Origin of the sequence: Microbacterium sp. Leaf161 (assembly GCF_001423645.1) — a bacterium.
In the GTDB taxonomy this organism is placed as follows: domain Bacteria; phylum Actinomycetota; class Actinomycetes; order Actinomycetales; family Microbacteriaceae; genus Microbacterium; species Microbacterium forte.
In genome coordinates this window covers 93,297-111,152 of sequence record NZ_LMOW01000003.1, presented here as the reverse complement: position 1 = coordinate 111,152, position 17,856 = coordinate 93,297, and the positions used below count along the sequence as shown (strand labels likewise).

Sequence of the window (17,856 nt, the reverse complement as noted above, 5' to 3'; positions counted from 1 at the left end):
TCATACGCGGCCAGTCGATGCCTGCCGCAGGGCGCGTGCCGCCAGCGCCGCGGACACCGCGCACATCGCCACGATCACCGCCACGAACCACGCCCAGTCAGCCCTGCCGAACACGATCCCCAGCGCCCAGCCGAAGAGGCTCGACCCCGCGTAGTAGCCGAAGTAGTAGAGCGACGATGCCTGCGCCCTGCTGTCAGAGGCGGCTGCGGCGGGAGCCCACCCCGAGGCGACGGCATGCGCGCCGAAGAAGCCGGCGGTGAAGAGCAGCAGCCCGACGATCACCGCGAAGAGCACCTGGCTCAACATGGCAAGGGCGCCGACGGCCATCACGGCGATCGAGGCGAGCAGCACCGGATACCGGCCGAAGCGGGATGCGAGCGCACCCGCTGTCGGCGACGAGACGGTGCCTGCGAGATAGGCGAGGAACAGCAGCGTGACCACCCACCCCGGAAGAGCGAACGGCGCATCGATCAGGTGGAAGCCGAGGTAGTTGTACACCGCGACGAAGGCGCCCATCAGAAGAAAGCCCTGCATGTAGAGCGCGAGCTGCGTCGCAGAGCGCAGCGGCATCGCCAGGCGCGCGAGCATTCGCGGCGACGCATCGTCGCGAAAGCGACCGGGCACGAACCCCTGAGCCTTCGGAGTGAGCCAGAGGAACAGGACCGCTGCCACCGCGCACACACCGGCGACGGTCCAGATGCCCGCGCGCCATCCCCACGGCTCGCCGGCCAATCCCGACAGCACACGACCGAGCAGACCGCCCACGGTCGTCCCGGCTATGTAGCTCCCCGCTGCAGTCGCCGCATCGCGTGCGCTCACCTCCTCGCTGAGATATGCGAGCGCCACCGCTGGCACGGCCCCCAGCGCCACGCCCTCGAGCAGCCGCAGTGCCAACAGCATCTCCATGCCGGTGCTGAGGGGCGCGAGAAGCCCCAGAGCCGTCGCAGTGAGGATGCCGATCCCCATGGCGGGAACCCGCCCGATGCGGTCTGCGACCATCGACCACGGAACGACGGCCGCCGCCAGACCGAGCGTCGCAGCCGAGACCGCGAGCGCTGCGGTGGCGGGCGTGATCCCGAGGTTCGACGAGAGTTGCGGCAGCACGGCCTGCGGCGAATACAGTTGCGCGAACGTCGCGATGCCGGCGAAGAACAGCCCGACGATGAGACGCCGATAGGCGGGAGATCCGGGTGTGTGACCGGTGAAGGTCACGACGAGCGGATCCGCTCCCACAGGGCGTCGGTCTGCCGGATCGTCTCCTCCAGTGAACCTGCGGTCTCGATGACCTCGTCGGCGATCGCGAGCCGACGCTCGTCGGACACCTGCGCGTCGATCCGTTCCTGCGCCGCCTGCTCCGCCATGCCGCGCAGCTCGACGAGCCGCCGCCTGCGCTCGTCCGCGGGTGCATGGGCCACGACGATCAGATCCCACGGGTCATCGACCCGCGCCTCGACCAGGAGAGGGACGTCGTACACGACGACGGTCTCGGGACCGGCGGAGGCGGCCTCCTCGAATCGACGCTGCGACTCGGCACGCACCGCGGGGTGGACGATCGCGTTCAGCCGTGCCAGCTGCTCGGGATCGCCGAACACCTTGGCGCCCAGGGCAGCCCGGTCGAGTGCGCCGCCCGCGTCGATGACATCGGCGCCGAAGACGTCCTCGATCCGTGCCAGCACCGCAGATCCTGGCGCCTGCACGTCGCGCACGATCTGATCGGCGTCGACGACGACCGCTCCGAGTTCTGCGAGTCGTCGCGCGATGGTCGACTTGCCCGAGGCGATGCCGCCGGTGAGAGCGATGAGAGGCATCTCGCCAGTCTAGGCTCGACCGCGAGCTCGGGTCATCGCGCCAGCAGCTGCCGACGCGAGCTGATGACCCCGGTGTCGAATCCGGCGAGGTGGAGCCCTCCATGGAACCTGGCGTGCTCGATCTTGATGCACCGATCCATCACCACCGAGAGCCCCGCCCCCTCGGCGATCGCGGCGGCATCCTCGTTCCATGAACCCAGCTGCAGCCAGAGCGTGTGGGCGCCGGCCTCGATCGCCTCCTGGGCCACCCCCGGCAGGTCGTCGTGCCGGCGGAACACGTCGACGATGTCGGGCACCACAGGCAGGTCTGCAAGTGAGGCGTAGACCGGCTGTCCGAGGATCTCCGCCTCCCGCGGGTTGACGAGGTACACGTCATACGCGGTGCTGGAGAGCAGGTAGGTCGCCACGAAGTACGACGCCCGCGCAGGGTTGTTCGACGCACCGACGATGGCGACGGATCTCGCGCGCCGGAGGATGCTGAAGCGCTCCTGCTGGCCGGGTCCGATCCAGGTGCGGTCGGGCTGCGCCGGCGAGGACCCGGGGAGCGCGCAGGATGCGATGTCCTGCGCAGTCGGAAGCGCGCAGGCCTCGGCGCCCGTGGTCTCGATTCCGCTCATCGGGTCGCTCCTGTCGCTGTCGTGAGGGCCTGATCGAGATCCCAGATGATGTCTTCGGCGTCCTCGAGACCCACCGAGATGCGGATGAGGTCAGGGCGCACGCCCGCAGCGACGAGCTGCTGTTCCGTGAGCTGACGATGGGTGGTGGATGCCGGATGGATCACGAGCGTGCGCGCATCGCCGATGTTCGCGAGATGGGACGCGAGCTGGAGGCTCTCGATCAGGGTCTCCCCCGCGGCCCGGCCGTCATCGGCCTTCACTCCGAAGGCGAACACCGACCCAGGGCCGAGCGGCAGGTACTTCGCAGCGCGCTCATGGTGCGGGTGATGAGCCAGACCCGCCCAGGTCACGTACTCGACCCGGGGGTCCGAGTCGAGCCACTCGGCGACGACCCGCGCGTTCGCGAGGTGCGCGTCGATGCGCTGCGGCAGCGTCTCGACTCCCTGCAGGAGGTTGAACGCGGACTGCGGACTGAGTGCCGGACCGATGTCACGAAGCTGCTCGGTGCGGAGCTTGGTGAGGAACCCGTACTCGCCGAAGTTGTCCCACCATTTGATGCCGCCGTAGGACTCGACGGGCTCTGTCATCTGCGGGAATCGTCCGTTGCCCCAGTCGAACGTGCCCTTCTCGATCACGACGCCACCGAGTGTGGTGCCGTGGCCCCCGAGGAACTTCGTCACCGAGTGGATGACGATGTCGGCGCCGTGCTCGAGCGGACGTGCGAGGTACGGAGTGGCGAGGGTCGCGTCGACGACGAGCGGCACACCGGCGGCATGCGCGACCTCCGCGAGGCCTTCGATGTCGGCGATCTCACCCGACGGGTTGCCGATCATCTCGACGTAGACGACCTTGGTCTCCGGGCGGATCGCGGCAGCGTAGTCCGCGGGGTCGGTGGATGCGACGAAGGTCGTCTGCACGCCGAACCGGCGCAGCGTCACATCGAGCTGCGTCACCGTGCCGCCGTAGAGCTGCGCGGAGGCCACCACGTGGTCACCGGCTCCGACGAGGGCAGCGAACGTGATGAACTCGGCGCTCATGCCGGATGCTGTCGCGACCGCGCCGATCCCGCCCTCGAGCGACGCGAGGCGCTCTTCCAGAGCAGCGACGGTGGGGTTGCCGATGCGCGAGTAGATGTTGCCGTACTTCTGCAGCGCGAAGAGATTGCCCGCGTCCGCCGCGTCCTCGAACACGAAGGACGTCGTCTGGTAGATCGGCACGGCGCGGGCACACGTCGCGGCATCGGGAGTGCCGCCGGCGTGGAGAGCCCTCGTGCGAAAGCCGAAGCGGTGTTCTTCCGTCATCATGTCCTCAGTTCAGCGGTCTCGAGCACGGCGGCGATGTCGTCGACGGCCCACGGGTTCTGCAGAGATGTCGTGTCCCCGAGCGGAGCGGGTGCGCGCCCGGCGCGCCGGTCCTGCTCGGCGTCCCACAGCTGTGCGAGCAGCCGGCGCATGATCTTGCCGGAGCGTGTCTTCGGGAGGTCGGGGACCACGACGATGTGCTTCGGCTTGGCGACGGGGCCGATCGCCGTGGCGACCTGGCCGCGCAGCTGCGAGGTCGAGACCTCCGCGCGTCCTGATGCGGTGACGAACGCGACCACGGCCTGCCCGGTGACGGGATCGGAGACGCCTGCGGTACCGGCCTCCCCCACCGTGTCGTGGGCCACAAGCGCGGATTCGATCTCGATCGTCGAGAGCCTGTGGCCGGACACGTTCACGACGTCGTCGAGGCGGCCGAGGATCCAGATGTAGCCGTCGGCATCGCGCGTCGCCCCGTCACCGGCGACATAGTATCCGCCGTGCTCGCCGTGTCCGGCATACGCCGACCAGTACGCATCGCGGTAGCGCTGCGGGTTGCCCCACACGGTCCGCGCCATTCCCGGCCACGGGCGCCGCACCACGAGCGTTCCGGACCGCCCTGGTGCGACCTCCTCGCCGTTCGCGTCGACGACGGTCGCGTCGATGCCGGGCAGCGGCACGGATGCGGAGCCCGGCTTGAGCGTCGTCACTCCGGGAAGCGGCGCGATCATCGCCGCCCCGGTCTCGGACTGCCACCAGGTGTCGACCACCGGCAGCTCATCGCGCCCGAAGTTGCGACGGAACCAGATCCAGGCTTCGGGGTTGATCGCTTCCCCGACCGTTCCGAGCAGACGCAGCGTCGAGAGGTCGTGCCCCTGCGGCAGCTCTGCGCCGAACCAGGTCATGAAGGTGCGGATGAGGGTCGGGGCGGTGTAGTAGACGGTCACGCCGTAGCGCTCGATGATCTCGAGATGGCGTTCGCGGTTCGGCGTGTCCGGCGTCCCCTCGTAGATGACCTGCGTCAGCCCGTTCGAGAGCGGGCCGTAGATCTCATACGTGTGGGCCGTCACCCACGCGAGATCCGCCGTGCACCAGTGCACGTCGTCGGGTTTCGCGTCGAAGTGAGCCCAGTGCGCCCAACTCGCGTGCGTGAGGTACCCGCCCGAGGTGTGGACGAGCCCCTTCGGCTTCCCCGTGGTGCCTGACGTGTAGATGATGAAGAGCGGATGCTCGGCATCGAATGCGTCGGGCTCATGCCGGGAGGAGGCAGTGTCGACGACGTCGTGCCACCACACGTCGCGCCCTTCCGTCCACGGGACGTCCTGTCCGGTACGCCGGAGCATGAGGACGTGCTCGAGGTCGGGAAGATCCGCGGCAGCGGTGTCGGCTGTCGACTTGACCTCGGTGGCGGTGCCCCGGCGGAACTGGCCGTCGCTCGTCACGAGCAGCTTTGCGCCGGTGTCCGCGAGCCGGAACCGCACCGCCTCGGCGGAGAACCCGCCGAACACCAGTGAGTGCACGGCACCGATGCGCGCACAGGCAAGGGTGATCACGACCGTCTCGATCAGCACCGGGAGGTAGATGACGACGCGGTCGCCCGGTCGGATGCCGAGCGCGATGAGGGCGTTGGCCGCGCGCGACACCCTGTCCTGGAGGTCGGAGTACGTCACGGCGATGCGGTCTCCCGGCTCGCCCTCGAAGTGCAGCGCGACCTTGTCGCCTCGGCCCGCTTCGACATGGCGATCGACGCAGTTGTACGCGACGTTGAGCCGTCCGCCGACGAACCATCGCGCGGCGGGGACGGCGTCCCCCACAGGCGGATCCCATTCATGAGCCGTATGCCACGGCTCGGCCCAGTCGAGCCGTGCGGCCGCCTGCTCCCAGAAGAGGGTCGGATCGGCGGCAGCTCGCGCATAGGCCTCGGCGGTCACGTTCGCCGTCGAGGCGAACCCTGCGGGCGCCGGGTACGTGCGGGTCTCGTTCAGTCGTGCTTCCGTCACGGTCACACCCATCGCCGGAGGAGGTACTTCTCTACCAGCACGAGAAGAGCGTTCGTGATCGTGCCGAGAAGCGCGAGCAGGACGATCGACAGGATGATCCTGTCGACGCGTCCGCTGTTCTGCGAGTCCGTGAGCAGGAATCCGAGCCCCATCGACGAGGCGATCAGCTCGGCGGCGACGAGGAACAGCCAGGCCTGCGCGAGAGCGAGTCGGAGACCTGCGACGACCGACGGCACGACAGCGGGCAGCTGCACGGTGCGGAACAGTGACCATCCGCGGAGGCTGAACGAGCGCCCGGCCTCGACCAGGAGTGGATCGACATGGCGGAGCGCCGACGCGACCGTGGTGTAGACGGGGAAGAAGGCGCCGATCGCGATCAGCGTCACCTTAGACTCCTCGCCGATCTGCATCCAGAGGATGAGCAGCGGCACCCAGGCCAGAGACGGGACCGCACGGACTGCCGAGAGCGTGGGGCTGAGCAGCACGTCGCCTATCTTCGAGAGCCCGACGATCCCCGCGATCGCGAGTCCGATCACGGATCCGATGGCGAAGCCGAGCAGCACGCGCTGCACCGAGATCGCGATGTGCGTCCAGAGCAGACCCCGCTCGGCCAGCTCGACACCGGCGGCGAAGACGGATTCCGGAGACGGCAGCAGGTAGGGCGCGACGACTCCGGTGGTCGTCACGACCTGCCACGCGACGAGGATGAGGACAGGCAGCAGGAACCCGCCGGCGATCCGCACCGCCGGACGGTCCCACGCATGCCGCGCGCCCACCTCGGGCCGCCGACGGACACCTCGAGCGGCGTCGAGCGCCTCACGCGCGTCGGCGGGGACCACCACCGTCTGGTCGGTCACTCGCCTCCGACCGCCTTCTCTGCGAAGGTGGCGTTCACGATCGAGTCCAGCGCCTTGGCGACCGAGTCCTCGCCGCCCTGGACATCACCGGAGTCGACGAGCACGGGAGCGATCTTCTCGAGCACCGCGACCTGGTCGTCTCCTGGGATGCCGCTCACATCGAGGTTCGAACGCTCGGTGATGACGGTCTTCGCGACCTCGATGTCGATGCCCGCGACCTCGGCCAGCAGCGAGGCCGTCTCGTCGGGGTTCTCGAGCGCCCACTCGCGCGCCTGCTCGTACGCGTCGACGACGGCCTGGGCGAGGTCGGCGTGGTTCTCGATGAAGTCCTCGGTGGCGTTCAGGAATCCGTAGGTGTTGAAGTCGACGTTGCGGTAGATGAGCTGGTCGCCCGACTCCACCTCGGCTGCGGCCATGATCGGGTCGAGTCCGGCCCAGGCGTCGACCGAACCGCCGTCGAGCGCTGCACGTCCGTCGGCGTGCTGGAGGTTCTGCACCTCGACGTCGTCGACCGAGAGTCCTGCTTCCTCGAGGGACTGCAGGAGGAAGAAGTAGGGGTCCGTGCCCTTCGTCGCAGCGACCGACTTGCCCGCGAGCTCCTCGACCGAGGTGATGTCGCTGTCGGGTCCGACGACGATCGCCGACCACTCCGGCTGCGAGAAGATGTCGATGACCTGAATGGGCGATCCGTTCGCACGGGCGAGGAGCGCGGCGGAACCCGCAGTCGATCCCACATCGATCGAGCCGGAGCGCAGCAGCTCGTTGGCCTTGTTGGAGCCGGCGGACTGCACCCACTCGACGTCGACGTCGTCACCCAGGATCTCCTCGAGGATGCCCTGGTCACGGATCACGAGGCTCAGGGGGTTGTAGGTGGCGAAGTCGATCGACAGGGTGTCGGAAGACCACTCGCCGGCCGCGGCGGCGTCATCCTTCGACGCGTCGGAGGCCGTGGCGTTCTCACCGGCGACGCACCCGGTGGCGACGAGCATCATCGTCCCGGCGACAGCGATCGCAGGGATGATTCGGCGGGTGATGGTGCTCATCGGGTCTCCTCGGCGGCAGTGCGGTGGTGGGTGTCGACGCCGAGTCCTTCGAGGAGCTCGGCGCGGAGGTCCGCGAGCCCGCGATCGGCGCGGTCGCGGAGGCGGATGCCCGGCACGGTGATCGTGCGCACGATCGAGCGCGCATCCGTGCCGGCGTCGGCGTCGAGTGTGCGCAGCAGCAGCACGCGGTCAGCCAAATAGAGGGCCTCTTCGACATCGTGCGTGACGAGGAGGACGGTGGTGGGTTCTGCCGCGTGGATCTTCAGCAGCAGATCGTGCATCCGCAGGCGGGTGAGGGCGTCGAGCGCGCCGAACGGCTCATCCAGCAGCAGCACTCCGGGGTTCCGAGCGAGGGCGCGTGCGAGCGAGGCACGCTGTGCCATACCGCCTGACACTTCGCGCGTGCGCTGATCAGCCGCCTGTTCGAGGCCGACCAGTTCGAGCAGCTCGCGCACGCGTTCGCGGCCGTCTCGGCGTGCCGTGCCCCGCGGAAGGCCGAGCTCGACGTTCTGCGAGATCGTCCTCCAGGGCAGAAGCCGTGGCTCCTGGAAAGCGACAGCGGTGCGCTCATCGACATCCGCGACACCCGAGTCATCGAGCAGGATGCTGCCGCTGGAGGGCGCGTCCAGTCCGCCGATGAGGCGCAGGAGAGTCGACTTGCCGCATCCCGAGGGTCCGACGACGGCGATGATCTCGCCGGCCGCCACCTCGATGTCCACTCCGCGGAGAACATCGCGGCGTCCTCGCCCGAGCGGAAAGCTCCGCCCGACCTCTCGCAACCGCACGGGCTGCGCCGTGCGGTCGTCGACCGACGCGTCGACGCGCGGGTGTGCGAGCAGGGATGTCATATCCCCATGCTGGCGGGGCCCGCGCAATGTTACGAATGCCGCCGTAATGTTCGGTCACGTAGCCGCCACAGGCGACGACAACGCAGAACGGGCCGCCATCCCCAAAGGATGACGGCCCGTTCAGAGCGTGATGCTTATGCGTTGCCGCCCGAGAGCTTCTCGCGCAGAGCGGCGAGAGCCTCGTCGTCAGCGAGCGTGCCCGCGCCTGCGACCTCGCTCGAGAAGACCTGGCCACCGAAGTCGTCGCCAGCGGCCGCCTCGGCCTCGGCTGCCTTGGCAACCTGAGCCTTGTGGGCCTCCCAGCGAGCCTGGGCTGCAGCGTACTCCTGCTCCCATGCCTCGCGCTGGGTGTCGAAGCCTTCCTTCCACGCACCGGTCTCGGGGTCGAAGCCCTCCGGGTACTTGTACTCGCCGGCCTCGTCGTACTCGGCGAGCATGCCGTAGAGCGCCGGGTCGAACTCGGTGCCGTTGACGTCGACGGCCTCGTTCGCCTGCTTCAGCGAGAGCGAGATGCGGCGACGCTCGAGGTCGATGTCGATGACCTTGACGAAGACCTCCTCGCCGACCGACACGACCTGCTCGGCCAGCTCGACGTGCTTGCTGGAGAGCTCGGAGATGTGGACCAGGCCCTCGATGCCGTCTGCGACGCGAACGAACGCACCGAACGGAACGAGCTTGGTGACCTTACCCGGCGTGACCTGACCGATCGCGTGGGTGCGGGCGAAGACCTGCCACGGGTCCTCCTGCGTCGCCTTCAGCGACAGGGAGACGCGCTCGCGGTCGAGGTCGACCTCGAGGATCTCGACGGTGACCTCCTGGCCGACCTCGACGACCTCGGAGGCGTGCTCGATGTGCTTCCAGGAGAGCTCGGAGACGTGCACGAGGCCGTCCACGCCGCCCAGGTCGACGAACGCACCGAAGTTGACGATCGACGACACGACACCCTTGCGGACCTGACCCTTGTGAAGGTTGTTCAGGAAAGTGGTGCGCGACTCCGACTGCGTCTGCTCGAGCAGCGCACGGCGGCTGAGCACGACGTTGTTGCGGTTCTTGTCGAGCTCGAGGATCTTGGCCTCGATCTCCTGGCCGAGGTACGGCGTGAGGTCGCGGACGCGGCGCAGCTCGATGAGCGAGGCCGGCAGGAAGCCACGGAGGCCGATGTCGACGATGAGTCCACCCTTGACGACCTCGATGACCGTTCCGGTGACGACGCCGTCGTTCTCCTTGATCTTCTCGACATCTCCCCAGGCGCGCTCGTACTGCGCACGCTTCTTGGAGAGGATCAGACGGCCTTCCTTGTCCTCCTTCTGGAGAACCAGGGCCTCGACCTCGTCGCCGACCTTGACGACCTCGTTGGGGTCGACGTCGTGCTTGATCGAGAGCTCGCGCGAGGGGATGACGCCCTCGGTCTTGTATCCGACGTCGAGGAGGACCTCATCGCGGTCGATCTTGACGATCGTTCCCTCGATGATGTCGCCGTCGTTGAAGAACTTCAGGGTCTTCTCGACCGCGGCCAGGAAGTCTTCAGCAGATCCGATGTCATTGATCGCGACCTGCTTGGTGGCCGGGGCGGTCGTTGCGGTAGTCATGTAGTGGGTTGTCCTTGTGAATGGAGACTCGGGCTGAGCGCTCCGGCCGCGCACGGCCGACGATGAGCTCTGCAGCGATTGATTTGGTTTTCGACACCAGGGCATGCATAGACACGCCACGAGTGACAATCAAGGCTATCAGATCACGGGGCGATATGACGGACTCGATAGCATCCCCGCTCGGCGCGCTGACAGACTGTCTCCATGCCCCGCGCCGACAAGCTTCTCCTGCTCGACACCGCAAGCCTCTACTTCCGCGCGTTCTACGGAGTGCCCGACAAGGTCACGGCCCCCGACGGGTCTCCCATCAACGCCGCGCGAGGGCTGCTCGACATCATCGCGAAGCTGGTCACCCTGTACGAGCCGACCCACGTGGTCGCATGCTGGGACGACGACTGGCGGCCCCAGTGGCGCGTCGACCTGATCCCCAGCTATAAGGAGCATCGAGTCGTCGAGGTCGTCACCGCCGGTCCCGACGTCGAAGAGGTCCCGGATCCCCTCGAGGCGCAGATCCCTCTGATCCGTCAGACGCTCGGAGCGCTCGGCATCCCGATCATCGGGGTCGCCGAGCACGAGGCCGATGACGTCATCGGGACCCTCGCGACGCACGCGACCATGCCTGTCGACATCGTCACAGGCGATCGGGATCTGTTCCAGCTCGTCGACGACTCGAGGAACATCCGCGTCATCTACACGGCTCGGGGCATGAGCAACCTGGAGATCGTCACGGATGCCGTCGTGGTGGCGAAGTACGGCGTGCTGCCCAGCCAGTACGCGGATTTCGCGACGATGCGCGGCGACGCCTCCGACGGACTGCCCGGCGTCGCAGGCGTCGGAGAGAAGACTGCAGCCACTCTCCTCCAGGCCCATGGCGACCTGGTGGGCATCCGAGAGGCGGCCGCAGCCGGCGAGGGCATGAGCGCTGGCGTCCGCGCGAAGATCCTCGCCGCGGAGCACTACCTCGATGTCGCCCCGACCGTGGTAGCCGTGGCGCCCGACCTCGACATCGTGGCGCCGAGCGACGCACTCCGTCCGCTCGACCCGTCCGAGGTCGATGCTGCGACCGTGCTCGCGGAGAAGTGGAACCTCGGGGGTTCGATGACCCGCGCCGTGGCCGCGATCGCGACGATCGAGGGCTGACTCAGCTCGCCCAGGCGAGCAGCCGGTCGAGTCCCCAGGTGGTGACGATCCTCGATGCGGGGACGCCGGCTCGCTCCGCCCGTTCCGCACCGTGATCGAGCAGCGAGAGCTGACCCGGTGCGTGCGCGTCCGAATCGATCGAGAACAGGCAGCCCGCCTGCAACGCGATCGCGATCAGCTCGTCGGGCGGATCCTGGCGTTCGGGCCGGGAGTTGATCTCGACAGCCACTCCGTTCTCCGCGCACGCCGCGAAGACCGCTGCTGCATCGAACTGCGATTCAGGGCGAGTGCCGCGCTCGCCCTGCACGAGGCGGCCCGTGCAATGGCCGAGGACGTTGACCCGCGGGTGCGAGACGGCCGCGATCATGCGAGCCGTCATCGGCCTCGCGTCCATGCGCAGTTTGGAATGCACGGACGCGACGACGATGTCGAGCTCGCCCAGCAGCGCGTCGTCCTGGTCGAGGGCGCCGTCTTCGAGAATGTCGACCTCGATGCCGGCGAGGAGCGTGAATCCGTCCCCCGTCTCGGCACGCACGAGCGGGATCTGCTCGCGCAGCCGTTCGGGTGAGAGCCCTCGGGCGACCCTGAGGCGCGGTGAGTGGTCGGTGACCGCCTGGTACTCGTGTCCGAGCGCTCGCGCAGCCGCCGCCATGACGGGGATGGGCGTCGTCCCGTCCGACCAATCCGTATGCGCGTGCAGATCGCCCCGCAGCTTCGCTCTCAGTTCAGAGACCCGCTCCGGCTCGACATCGCCGCGCAGCTCGACGAGATAGTCGGGCACTTCTCCGCTCTGCGCCTGCCGGATGACCGCGAACGTCGACTCGCCGATCCCCTTCGCCGCACGCAGCCTCGTAGGATCTGCGCGCACATCCTCCGGCAGCTGCTGCAAGGTCGCCGCGGCCTGGCGGAAGGCCTTCGCCCGATATCGAGATGCCCGTTCGCGCTCGAGCAGCGAGGCGATCTCGAGCAGAGCGGCTACGGGATCCATCGTGGTGTCTACGCCGACGCGAGCTCGCGGCTCACGCCGATCCACTCGTCGAGTTTGGCGATCGCGCGGCCGTCGTCTACCGCGGCGGCCGCTCGCTCGTATCCCTCGCGCAGACGCTCGAGGATAGGGCGCTGCACCTGCGTCGCATCCTGCGAGAGCTCGAACGCGACGATCCCCGCAGCGGCGTTGAGCAGGACGATGTCTCGCACGGCTCCCGTCTCGCCGTCGAGCGTCCTGCGCAGCACGGCGGCGTTGTGATCGGGGGTTCCGCCGATCAGATCCGCGAGGTCCGCGATCGGGATGCCGAGGTCGCGCGGGTCGAGGTCGTGCTCGTGGATGTCGCCGCGCGTGACCTCCCAGATGCGACTGTGTCCCGTGGTGGTCAACTCGTCGAGCCCGTCGTCTCCGCGGAACACCAGCGCCGTCGCGCCTCGTGTGCGGAACACACCCGTGATGAGGGGAACACGCTCGAGCTGAGCCACGCCGACGGCGTTCGCCTCCGCGCGAGCCGGGTTGCACAGCGGGCCGAGCATGTTGAAGACGGTGGGGACGCCGAGTTCGGCCCGGACAGCCCCCGCGTGCTTGAACCCCGGGTGGAAGGCGCCGGCCCACGCGAACGTGATGCCGGTGCGGTCGAGGATCGACGAGACGGCTGCGGGATCGAGGGTGAGTTCCAGCCCGAGTGCGCTCAGCACGTCGGACGACCCCGAGGCCGAGCTGGCAGCACGGTTCCCGTGCTTGACGACCGGGATGCCGGTGGCTCCGATGATGACCGCGGCGGTCGTCGACACGTTGACCGTGCCGACACGGTCGCCGCCGGTTCCGACGATGTCGAGGACGTCGGGCGACACGGGCAGTGGGACCGCTGCCTCGAGGATGGCGTCGCGGAAGCCGACGATCTCGTCGATCGTCTCCCCCTTGGCCCGGAGAGCGACGAGGAAGCCGGCGAGCTGAGCCTGGGTGACGTCGCCGCGCATGATCTGGCGCATGGCCCAGGTGGACTCCCAGACGCTGAGATCACGACGCTCCAGAAGAGTGGTGAGCACGTCGGACCAGGTCAGGGAATCAGCCATGTGTGCGATCCTATCGGCGCCGGGAAAACGTGCAGACTCTTCCGAACCACGACCCGAAGTTCGACCATCCCTCGTTTCCCGCGTATTCACCGAGGATTCGCAGCGTTTTCTTAGGGTTACCTAAGTCGCCTGAAGGCGAAACCGGGGCCTCCGGTGCGAGAATCATCCCCGCGGATCGGCCATAATGGAAGGGTGACGACCTCAGCGACGTATGCCCCGGCGGCAAGAACGATCAAGCGCCCCAACCCGGTAGCTGTCGGCACCATTGTGTGGCTCGGCAGTGAGGTGATGTTCTTCGCGGGACTCTTCGCGATCTACTTCACGCTCCGCAGCACCTCCCCCGAGCTCTGGGCCGACCGCACCGAACTGCTGAACGTGCCGTTCGCGTTCGTGAACACGGCGATCCTCGTGCTCTCCTCGTTCACCTGCCAGATGGGCGTGTTCGCGGCTGAGGACCTCCAGCCGTACCGCATCGCCAAGGGGCAGAAGAACGGCGCAGGCCGCCGCCGCCTGTTCGGGTGGGGCATGGTCGAGTGGTTCTTCCTCACCTTCGCGCTCGGCGCGATCTTCGTCTCCGGACAGGTGTGGGAGTACGCACAGCTCGTCGCAGAGGGCCTGCCGATCAGCGCCGACTCGTACGCGTCCGCGTTCTACATCACCACCGGCTTCCACGCCCTGCACGTCACCGGCGGTCTGATCGCGTTCCTCCTCGTCATCGGGCGTGCATACGCCGTCAAGAATTTCCGGCACAAAGAGGCGACGTCCTCGATCGTGGTGTCCTACTACTGGCACTTCGTCGACGTCGTCTGGATCGTGCTGTTCGTCGTTATCTACTTCCTGAAATAAGAGCGGAGCTGATCCCCGAGATGGCACGAGAGAAGAAGCGCCGTTCGAATGGCCGTCGCAGCCCACTGGCTGCGGCAGCCCTCATCGGAGCAGGCCTCATGATCACCGGCGCGGTATACGCCGGAACATCCGCAGCCTTCGCTGCGACTGACACTCAGACCACTGCTGCGAGCACGCTCACGGTCGAGGACGGCGAGAAGCTGTTCACGGCGAACTGCGCCACCTGCCACGGTCTCGACATGCAGGGCACGGCGAACGGACCGAGCCTCTACGGCGTCGGCGAGCTCGCGGTCGAGTTCCAGATGTCGACGGGTCGCATGCCCCTGCAGATGCAGGGACCGCAGGCACCCCAGAAGGAGCCGCAGTTCACCGAGGAGCAGATCCTCGCGATCTCCTCCTTCGTGCAGCAGTCGGCCCCCGGTCCCACCTTCCCCGAGGACCACATCCTCGACGGTGAAGGCGACGTCGCCAACGGCGCAGAGCTGTTCCGCGTGAACTGCGCGATGTGCCACAACGTGGCCGCAGCCGGTGGAGCACTCACCGAGGGCAAGTACGCCCCGGCACTGACCGAGACCAGCGCGCTGCACATGTACGCCGCCATGGTCACGGGCCCCCAGAACATGCCCGTCTTCGGCGACATGAACCTGTCGGACGAAGACAAGCGCGACATCATCTCGGCTCTGCTCTACCAGCAGCAGTCCGTGCAGATCGGCGGTTTCTCGCTCGGTTCGCTCGGTCCCGTCTCCGAGGGCCTGTTCGTCTGGATCTTCGGAATCGGCGCGCTCGTCGCCATCACCGTGTGGATCACGGCGAAGTCCAACTGACGCTTATTCATCGAAGAGGAACGTACGAGGAGCACCATGGCACACGACGACGACTCGCAGGCTCTTGACAGGGCCTACCAGCCCTCTCCAGGGCTGGGTGTCGCAGTCAGCGATCCCGTGCAGAACCCGGGGCTGCCGCCGCACCGCGCGCGGATGACCGACAAGGACCCGCGCGCTGAGAAGGCTGCAGAGCGCACGGTCTACACGCTGTTCTATCTCTCGCTGGCAGGAAGCATCTGGGCGGTCGCCGCCTACATGCTCTTCCCCATCGAGAGCGGCGCGCTCATCGACATCCGTCAGAACAATCTCTTCATCGGTCTGGGCATCGCACTGGCGCTGCTCTCGATCGGCATCGGCGCGATCCACTGGTCCAAGGCGCTGATGAGCGACAAGGAGCACATCGAGCACCGCCACCCCACACGGGGCAAGGACTCGACGCGAGAGGCGGTCGTCGAGGCCTTCGCCACGGCGAACGAGGAGTCCGGATTCGGACGACGCACGATGATCCGCAACTCGCTGTTCGCGGCGATCGTGGCCTCGATCATCCCCGGAGTCACGCTCTTCCGCGGTCTCGCTCCGCACAGCACGCCCGACGACCCCACCGCGGGCGACCCGGTGACGCTGCTGAAGCACACCATGTGGGAGAAGGGTCAGCGCCTCGTCCGCGACCCCGACGGCACGCCGATCCGCGCGGCCGATGTCACCCTCGGATCCGCGTTCCACGTGATCCCGGAGGACCTCGCCGAGCTCAGCCACCACGACGGCTACCTCGAGGAGAAGGCGAAGGCCATCGTGCTGATGATGCGCCTGCGCCCCGAGCAGCTCATCGAGGCCGAGGACCGCAAGGACTGGTCGTACGACGGCATCGTCGCGTACTCGAAGGTCTGCACGCACGTCGGATGCCCCGTGGCACTGTACGAGCAGCAGACCCACCACCTCCTCTGCCCCTGTCACCAGTCGCAGTTCGACGTCACGGATCACGCCAAGGTCATCTTCGGACCGGCCGCACGTCCGCTGCCGCAGCTGCCCATCACCGTCGACGACGAGGGCTACCTCGTCGCACGCAGTGACTTCACCGAGCCCGTCGGCCCGAGCTTCTGGGAGCGCCATTGAGCACCGCAACGCTGTCCAAAGAGGACAAGGACAACAAGGCGCCTCTCGGCGGTCGATTCGTCGGCGCCGCGTCGAACTACATCGACGAGCGCACCAGCATCTCCGGCTTCGTCAAGGAGCTCGGCCGCAAGATCTTCCCCGACCACTGGTCGTTCATGCTGGGTGAGATCGCGCTGTGGAGCTTCGTCGTCGTGTTCCTCTCCGGAACCTTCCTGACCTTCTTCTTCCAGGCCTCCATGGTCGAGACGCACTACACGGGCGCCTACGCCCCGATGCGCGGAATCGAGATGTCGGCGGCACTCGAGTCGTCGCTGCACATCTCGTTCGACCTCCGTGGTGGCCTTCTGGTGCGCCAGATCCACCACTGGGCCGCACTCGTCTTCGTGGCCGGCATCGGTGTGCACATGCTGCGCGTCTTCTTCACCGGTGCGTTCCGCAAGCCCCGTGAGCTCAACTGGGTGATCGGCTTCGTGCTGTTCGTCCTCGCCATGGCCGAGGGCTTCACGGGATACTCCCTTCCCGACGACCTGCTCTCGGGCAACGGTCTGCGCATCATCGACGGAATGATCAAGGGCATCCCGCTGATCGGCACCTGGACATCGTTCCTCCTCTTCGGCGGCGAGTTCCCCGGCACCGACATCGTCGGACGCCTGTACACGCTGCACATCCTGCTGCTTCCGCTGCTGGTGATCGGCCTCATCGCCGTGCACCTGATGCTGATGATCGTCAACAAGCACACGCAGTTCGCCGGCCCCGGCCGCACGAACGACAACGTCGTCGGCTACCCGATGATGCCCGTGTACATGTCGAAGATGGGCGGCTACCTGTTCATCGTCTTCGGCACGATCGTGCTGATCGCGACGTTCTTCCAGATCAACCCGATCTGGAACTACGGCCCGTACGACCCCTCCCCCGTCTCGGCCGGCACGCAGCCTGACTGGTACATCGGATTCGCTGACGGCGCTCTGCGACTCGCTCCGTCGAACCTCGATGTGGTCTTCCTCGATCACACCTGGTCGTTCGGCATCCTGCTGCCGCTGGTCGTCCTCGGTCTGTTCATCGTGCTCGTCGCGATCTACCCGTTCATCGAGGCCTGGGTCACGGGCGACAAGCGCGAGCACCACATCGCTCAGCGCCCGCGCAACGCGGCGACCCGCACCGCCATCGGCGTGGCCGGAGTCGTCTTCTACGCCGTCCTGTGGGCTGCGGCATCGTCCGACCTCATCGCGACGCACTTCATGCTCACGATGGAGGGCGTGATCCACGCGCTTCAGGCGCTGCTGTTCGTCGGACCGGTTCTCGGCTACTTCATCGCCAAGCGCATCGCGATCGCTCTGCAGAAGAAGGACCGCGAGATCGTCCTGCACGGCTTCGAGTCCGGCCGCATCGTCCGCCTTCCCGGCGGCGAGTTCATCGAGGTCCACCAGCCCGTCGACAAGTACGACCGCTGGAAGCTCATCGATGTCGACGGCTACGAGCCGCTGGTCGTGCGTCCGAATGCGAAGGGACGCATCTCGTGGACCGAGAACCTGCGCTCCTCCATCTCGCGTTGGTTCTTCGAAGATCGTCTCGCTCCGCTGACGCAGGCCGAGATCGAGGCTGCAGATGCGCACCAGCATCACGTGACCGCCCAGAACGACGAAACCGAAGCGGCCGAGATCCAGGGCGCTCACGAGCGCGCAGGCGTCCCGGATGCCCCGATCACCGTCAGCGAGACCCACGTCGATGAGACGGCGAACACCCCCAGCACGGTCATCTCGACCGAGCCGGTGAAGAAGCCCCGCAAGAAGAAGTCCGAGGACAGCGAGTAAG

16 protein-coding genes are annotated in these 17,856 nt (G+C 67.4%); 5 read left to right on the top strand and 11 right to left on the bottom strand.

Features of this window, described 5'->3' with window-relative positions:
- The 9 genes from ASF87_RS15735 to rpsA all read right to left on the bottom strand — a co-directional run bounded on the left by ASF87_RS15735 (position 1) and on the right by rpsA (position 10,060).
- Positions 1 to 1,233: an MFS transporter gene (locus ASF87_RS15735; RefSeq protein ID WP_056377223.1), complete on the bottom strand. Its 1,233-nt coding sequence runs from the start codon at positions 1,231 to 1,233 to the stop codon at positions 1 to 3.
- Positions 1,209 to 1,808 carry a dephospho-CoA kinase gene (gene coaE / locus ASF87_RS15730; protein WP_056377222.1) on the bottom strand — a complete coding sequence of 200 codons (600 nt, stop codon included), beginning with the start codon at positions 1,806 to 1,808 and terminating at the stop codon, positions 1,209 to 1,211. The genes ASF87_RS15735 and coaE overlap by 25 nt, the downstream gene beginning before the upstream one ends.
- 32 nt (positions 1,809 to 1,840) lie before the next feature.
- On the bottom strand, positions 1,841 to 2,425 hold the full coding sequence (locus ASF87_RS15725) for a CoA-binding protein (protein WP_079113069.1): 585 nt from the start codon (positions 2,423 to 2,425) through the stop codon (positions 1,841 to 1,843).
- A complete protein-coding gene (locus tag ASF87_RS15720) occupies positions 2,422 to 3,726 on the bottom strand; it encodes an O-acetylhomoserine aminocarboxypropyltransferase/cysteine synthase family protein (RefSeq protein WP_056377219.1) in 1,305 nt (434 codons plus the stop codon). Before ASF87_RS15720 ends, ASF87_RS15725 begins: the two co-directional genes overlap by 4 nt.
- Entirely contained in the window at positions 3,726 to 5,735 is a 2,010-nt protein-coding gene (gene acs / locus ASF87_RS15715; protein ID WP_056377217.1) for an acetate--CoA ligase, read from the bottom strand. Before acs ends, ASF87_RS15720 begins: the two co-directional genes overlap by 1 nt.
- Positions 5,726 to 6,580 (bottom strand): ABC transporter permease, encoded by an 855-nt coding sequence (locus tag ASF87_RS15710; RefSeq protein ID WP_056377215.1) that lies wholly within the window; start codon positions 6,578 to 6,580, stop codon positions 5,726 to 5,728. The genes acs and ASF87_RS15710 overlap by 10 nt, the downstream gene beginning before the upstream one ends.
- On the bottom strand, positions 6,577 to 7,623 hold the full coding sequence (locus ASF87_RS15705) for an aliphatic sulfonate ABC transporter substrate-binding protein (protein ID WP_056377212.1): 1,047 nt from the start codon (positions 7,621 to 7,623) through the stop codon (positions 6,577 to 6,579). Before ASF87_RS15705 ends, ASF87_RS15710 begins: the two co-directional genes overlap by 4 nt.
- Positions 7,620 to 8,471, bottom strand: a complete 852-nt coding sequence (locus ASF87_RS15700; protein ID WP_056377210.1) for an ABC transporter ATP-binding protein — start codon at positions 8,469 to 8,471, stop codon at positions 7,620 to 7,622. The genes ASF87_RS15705 and ASF87_RS15700 overlap by 4 nt, the downstream gene beginning before the upstream one ends.
- A gap of 134 nt (positions 8,472 to 8,605) precedes the next feature.
- A complete protein-coding gene (gene rpsA / locus ASF87_RS15695; RefSeq protein ID WP_056377208.1) occupies positions 8,606 to 10,060 on the bottom strand; it encodes a 30S ribosomal protein S1 in 1,455 nt (484 codons plus the stop codon).
- 204 nt (positions 10,061 to 10,264) lie between these two features.
- Between rpsA and ASF87_RS15690 the strand changes: the two genes are divergently transcribed.
- Positions 10,265 to 11,200, top strand: coding sequence for a 5'-3' exonuclease (locus ASF87_RS15690; RefSeq protein ID WP_056377206.1), 936 nt, complete (start codon positions 10,265 to 10,267; stop codon positions 11,198 to 11,200).
- Between the two features lies 1 nt (position 11,201).
- On the opposite strand, the gene ASF87_RS15685 is transcribed toward ASF87_RS15690, so the two are convergent.
- Positions 11,202 to 12,188: a PHP domain-containing protein gene (locus ASF87_RS15685; RefSeq protein WP_056377682.1), complete on the bottom strand. Its 987-nt coding sequence runs from the start codon at positions 12,186 to 12,188 to the stop codon at positions 11,202 to 11,204.
- A gap of 8 nt (positions 12,189 to 12,196) precedes the next feature.
- On the bottom strand, positions 12,197 to 13,261 hold the full coding sequence (gene trpD / locus ASF87_RS15680) for an anthranilate phosphoribosyltransferase (RefSeq protein ID WP_042538391.1): 1,065 nt from the start codon (positions 13,259 to 13,261) through the stop codon (positions 12,197 to 12,199).
- 192 nt (positions 13,262 to 13,453) lie between these two features.
- Here trpD and ctaE point away from each other — a divergent pair, with 192 nt between their 5' ends.
- From ctaE to qcrB, 4 genes are read left to right on the top strand one after another with little or no spacing between them, the layout of a single operon-like run.
- On the top strand, positions 13,454 to 14,107 hold the full coding sequence (gene ctaE / locus ASF87_RS15675; RefSeq protein ID WP_153302215.1) for an aa3-type cytochrome oxidase subunit III: 654 nt from the start codon (positions 13,454 to 13,456) through the stop codon (positions 14,105 to 14,107).
- A 20-nt stretch (positions 14,108 to 14,127) separates the two neighbouring features.
- On the top strand, positions 14,128 to 14,931 hold the full coding sequence (qcrC, locus tag ASF87_RS15670) for a cytochrome bc1 complex diheme cytochrome c subunit (RefSeq protein WP_056377205.1): 804 nt from the start codon (positions 14,128 to 14,130) through the stop codon (positions 14,929 to 14,931).
- Between the two features lie 36 nt (positions 14,932 to 14,967).
- Complete coding sequence (gene qcrA, locus ASF87_RS15665; protein ID WP_042538395.1) at positions 14,968 to 16,044, top strand: cytochrome bc1 complex Rieske iron-sulfur subunit; 1,077 nt, start codon at positions 14,968 to 14,970, stop codon at positions 16,042 to 16,044.
- Positions 16,041 to 17,855, top strand: coding sequence for a cytochrome bc1 complex cytochrome b subunit (gene qcrB, locus ASF87_RS15660; protein WP_056377203.1), 1,815 nt, complete (start codon positions 16,041 to 16,043; stop codon positions 17,853 to 17,855). The genes qcrA and qcrB overlap by 4 nt, the downstream gene beginning before the upstream one ends.
- The last annotated feature ends 1 nt before the right edge of the window (position 17,856 follow it).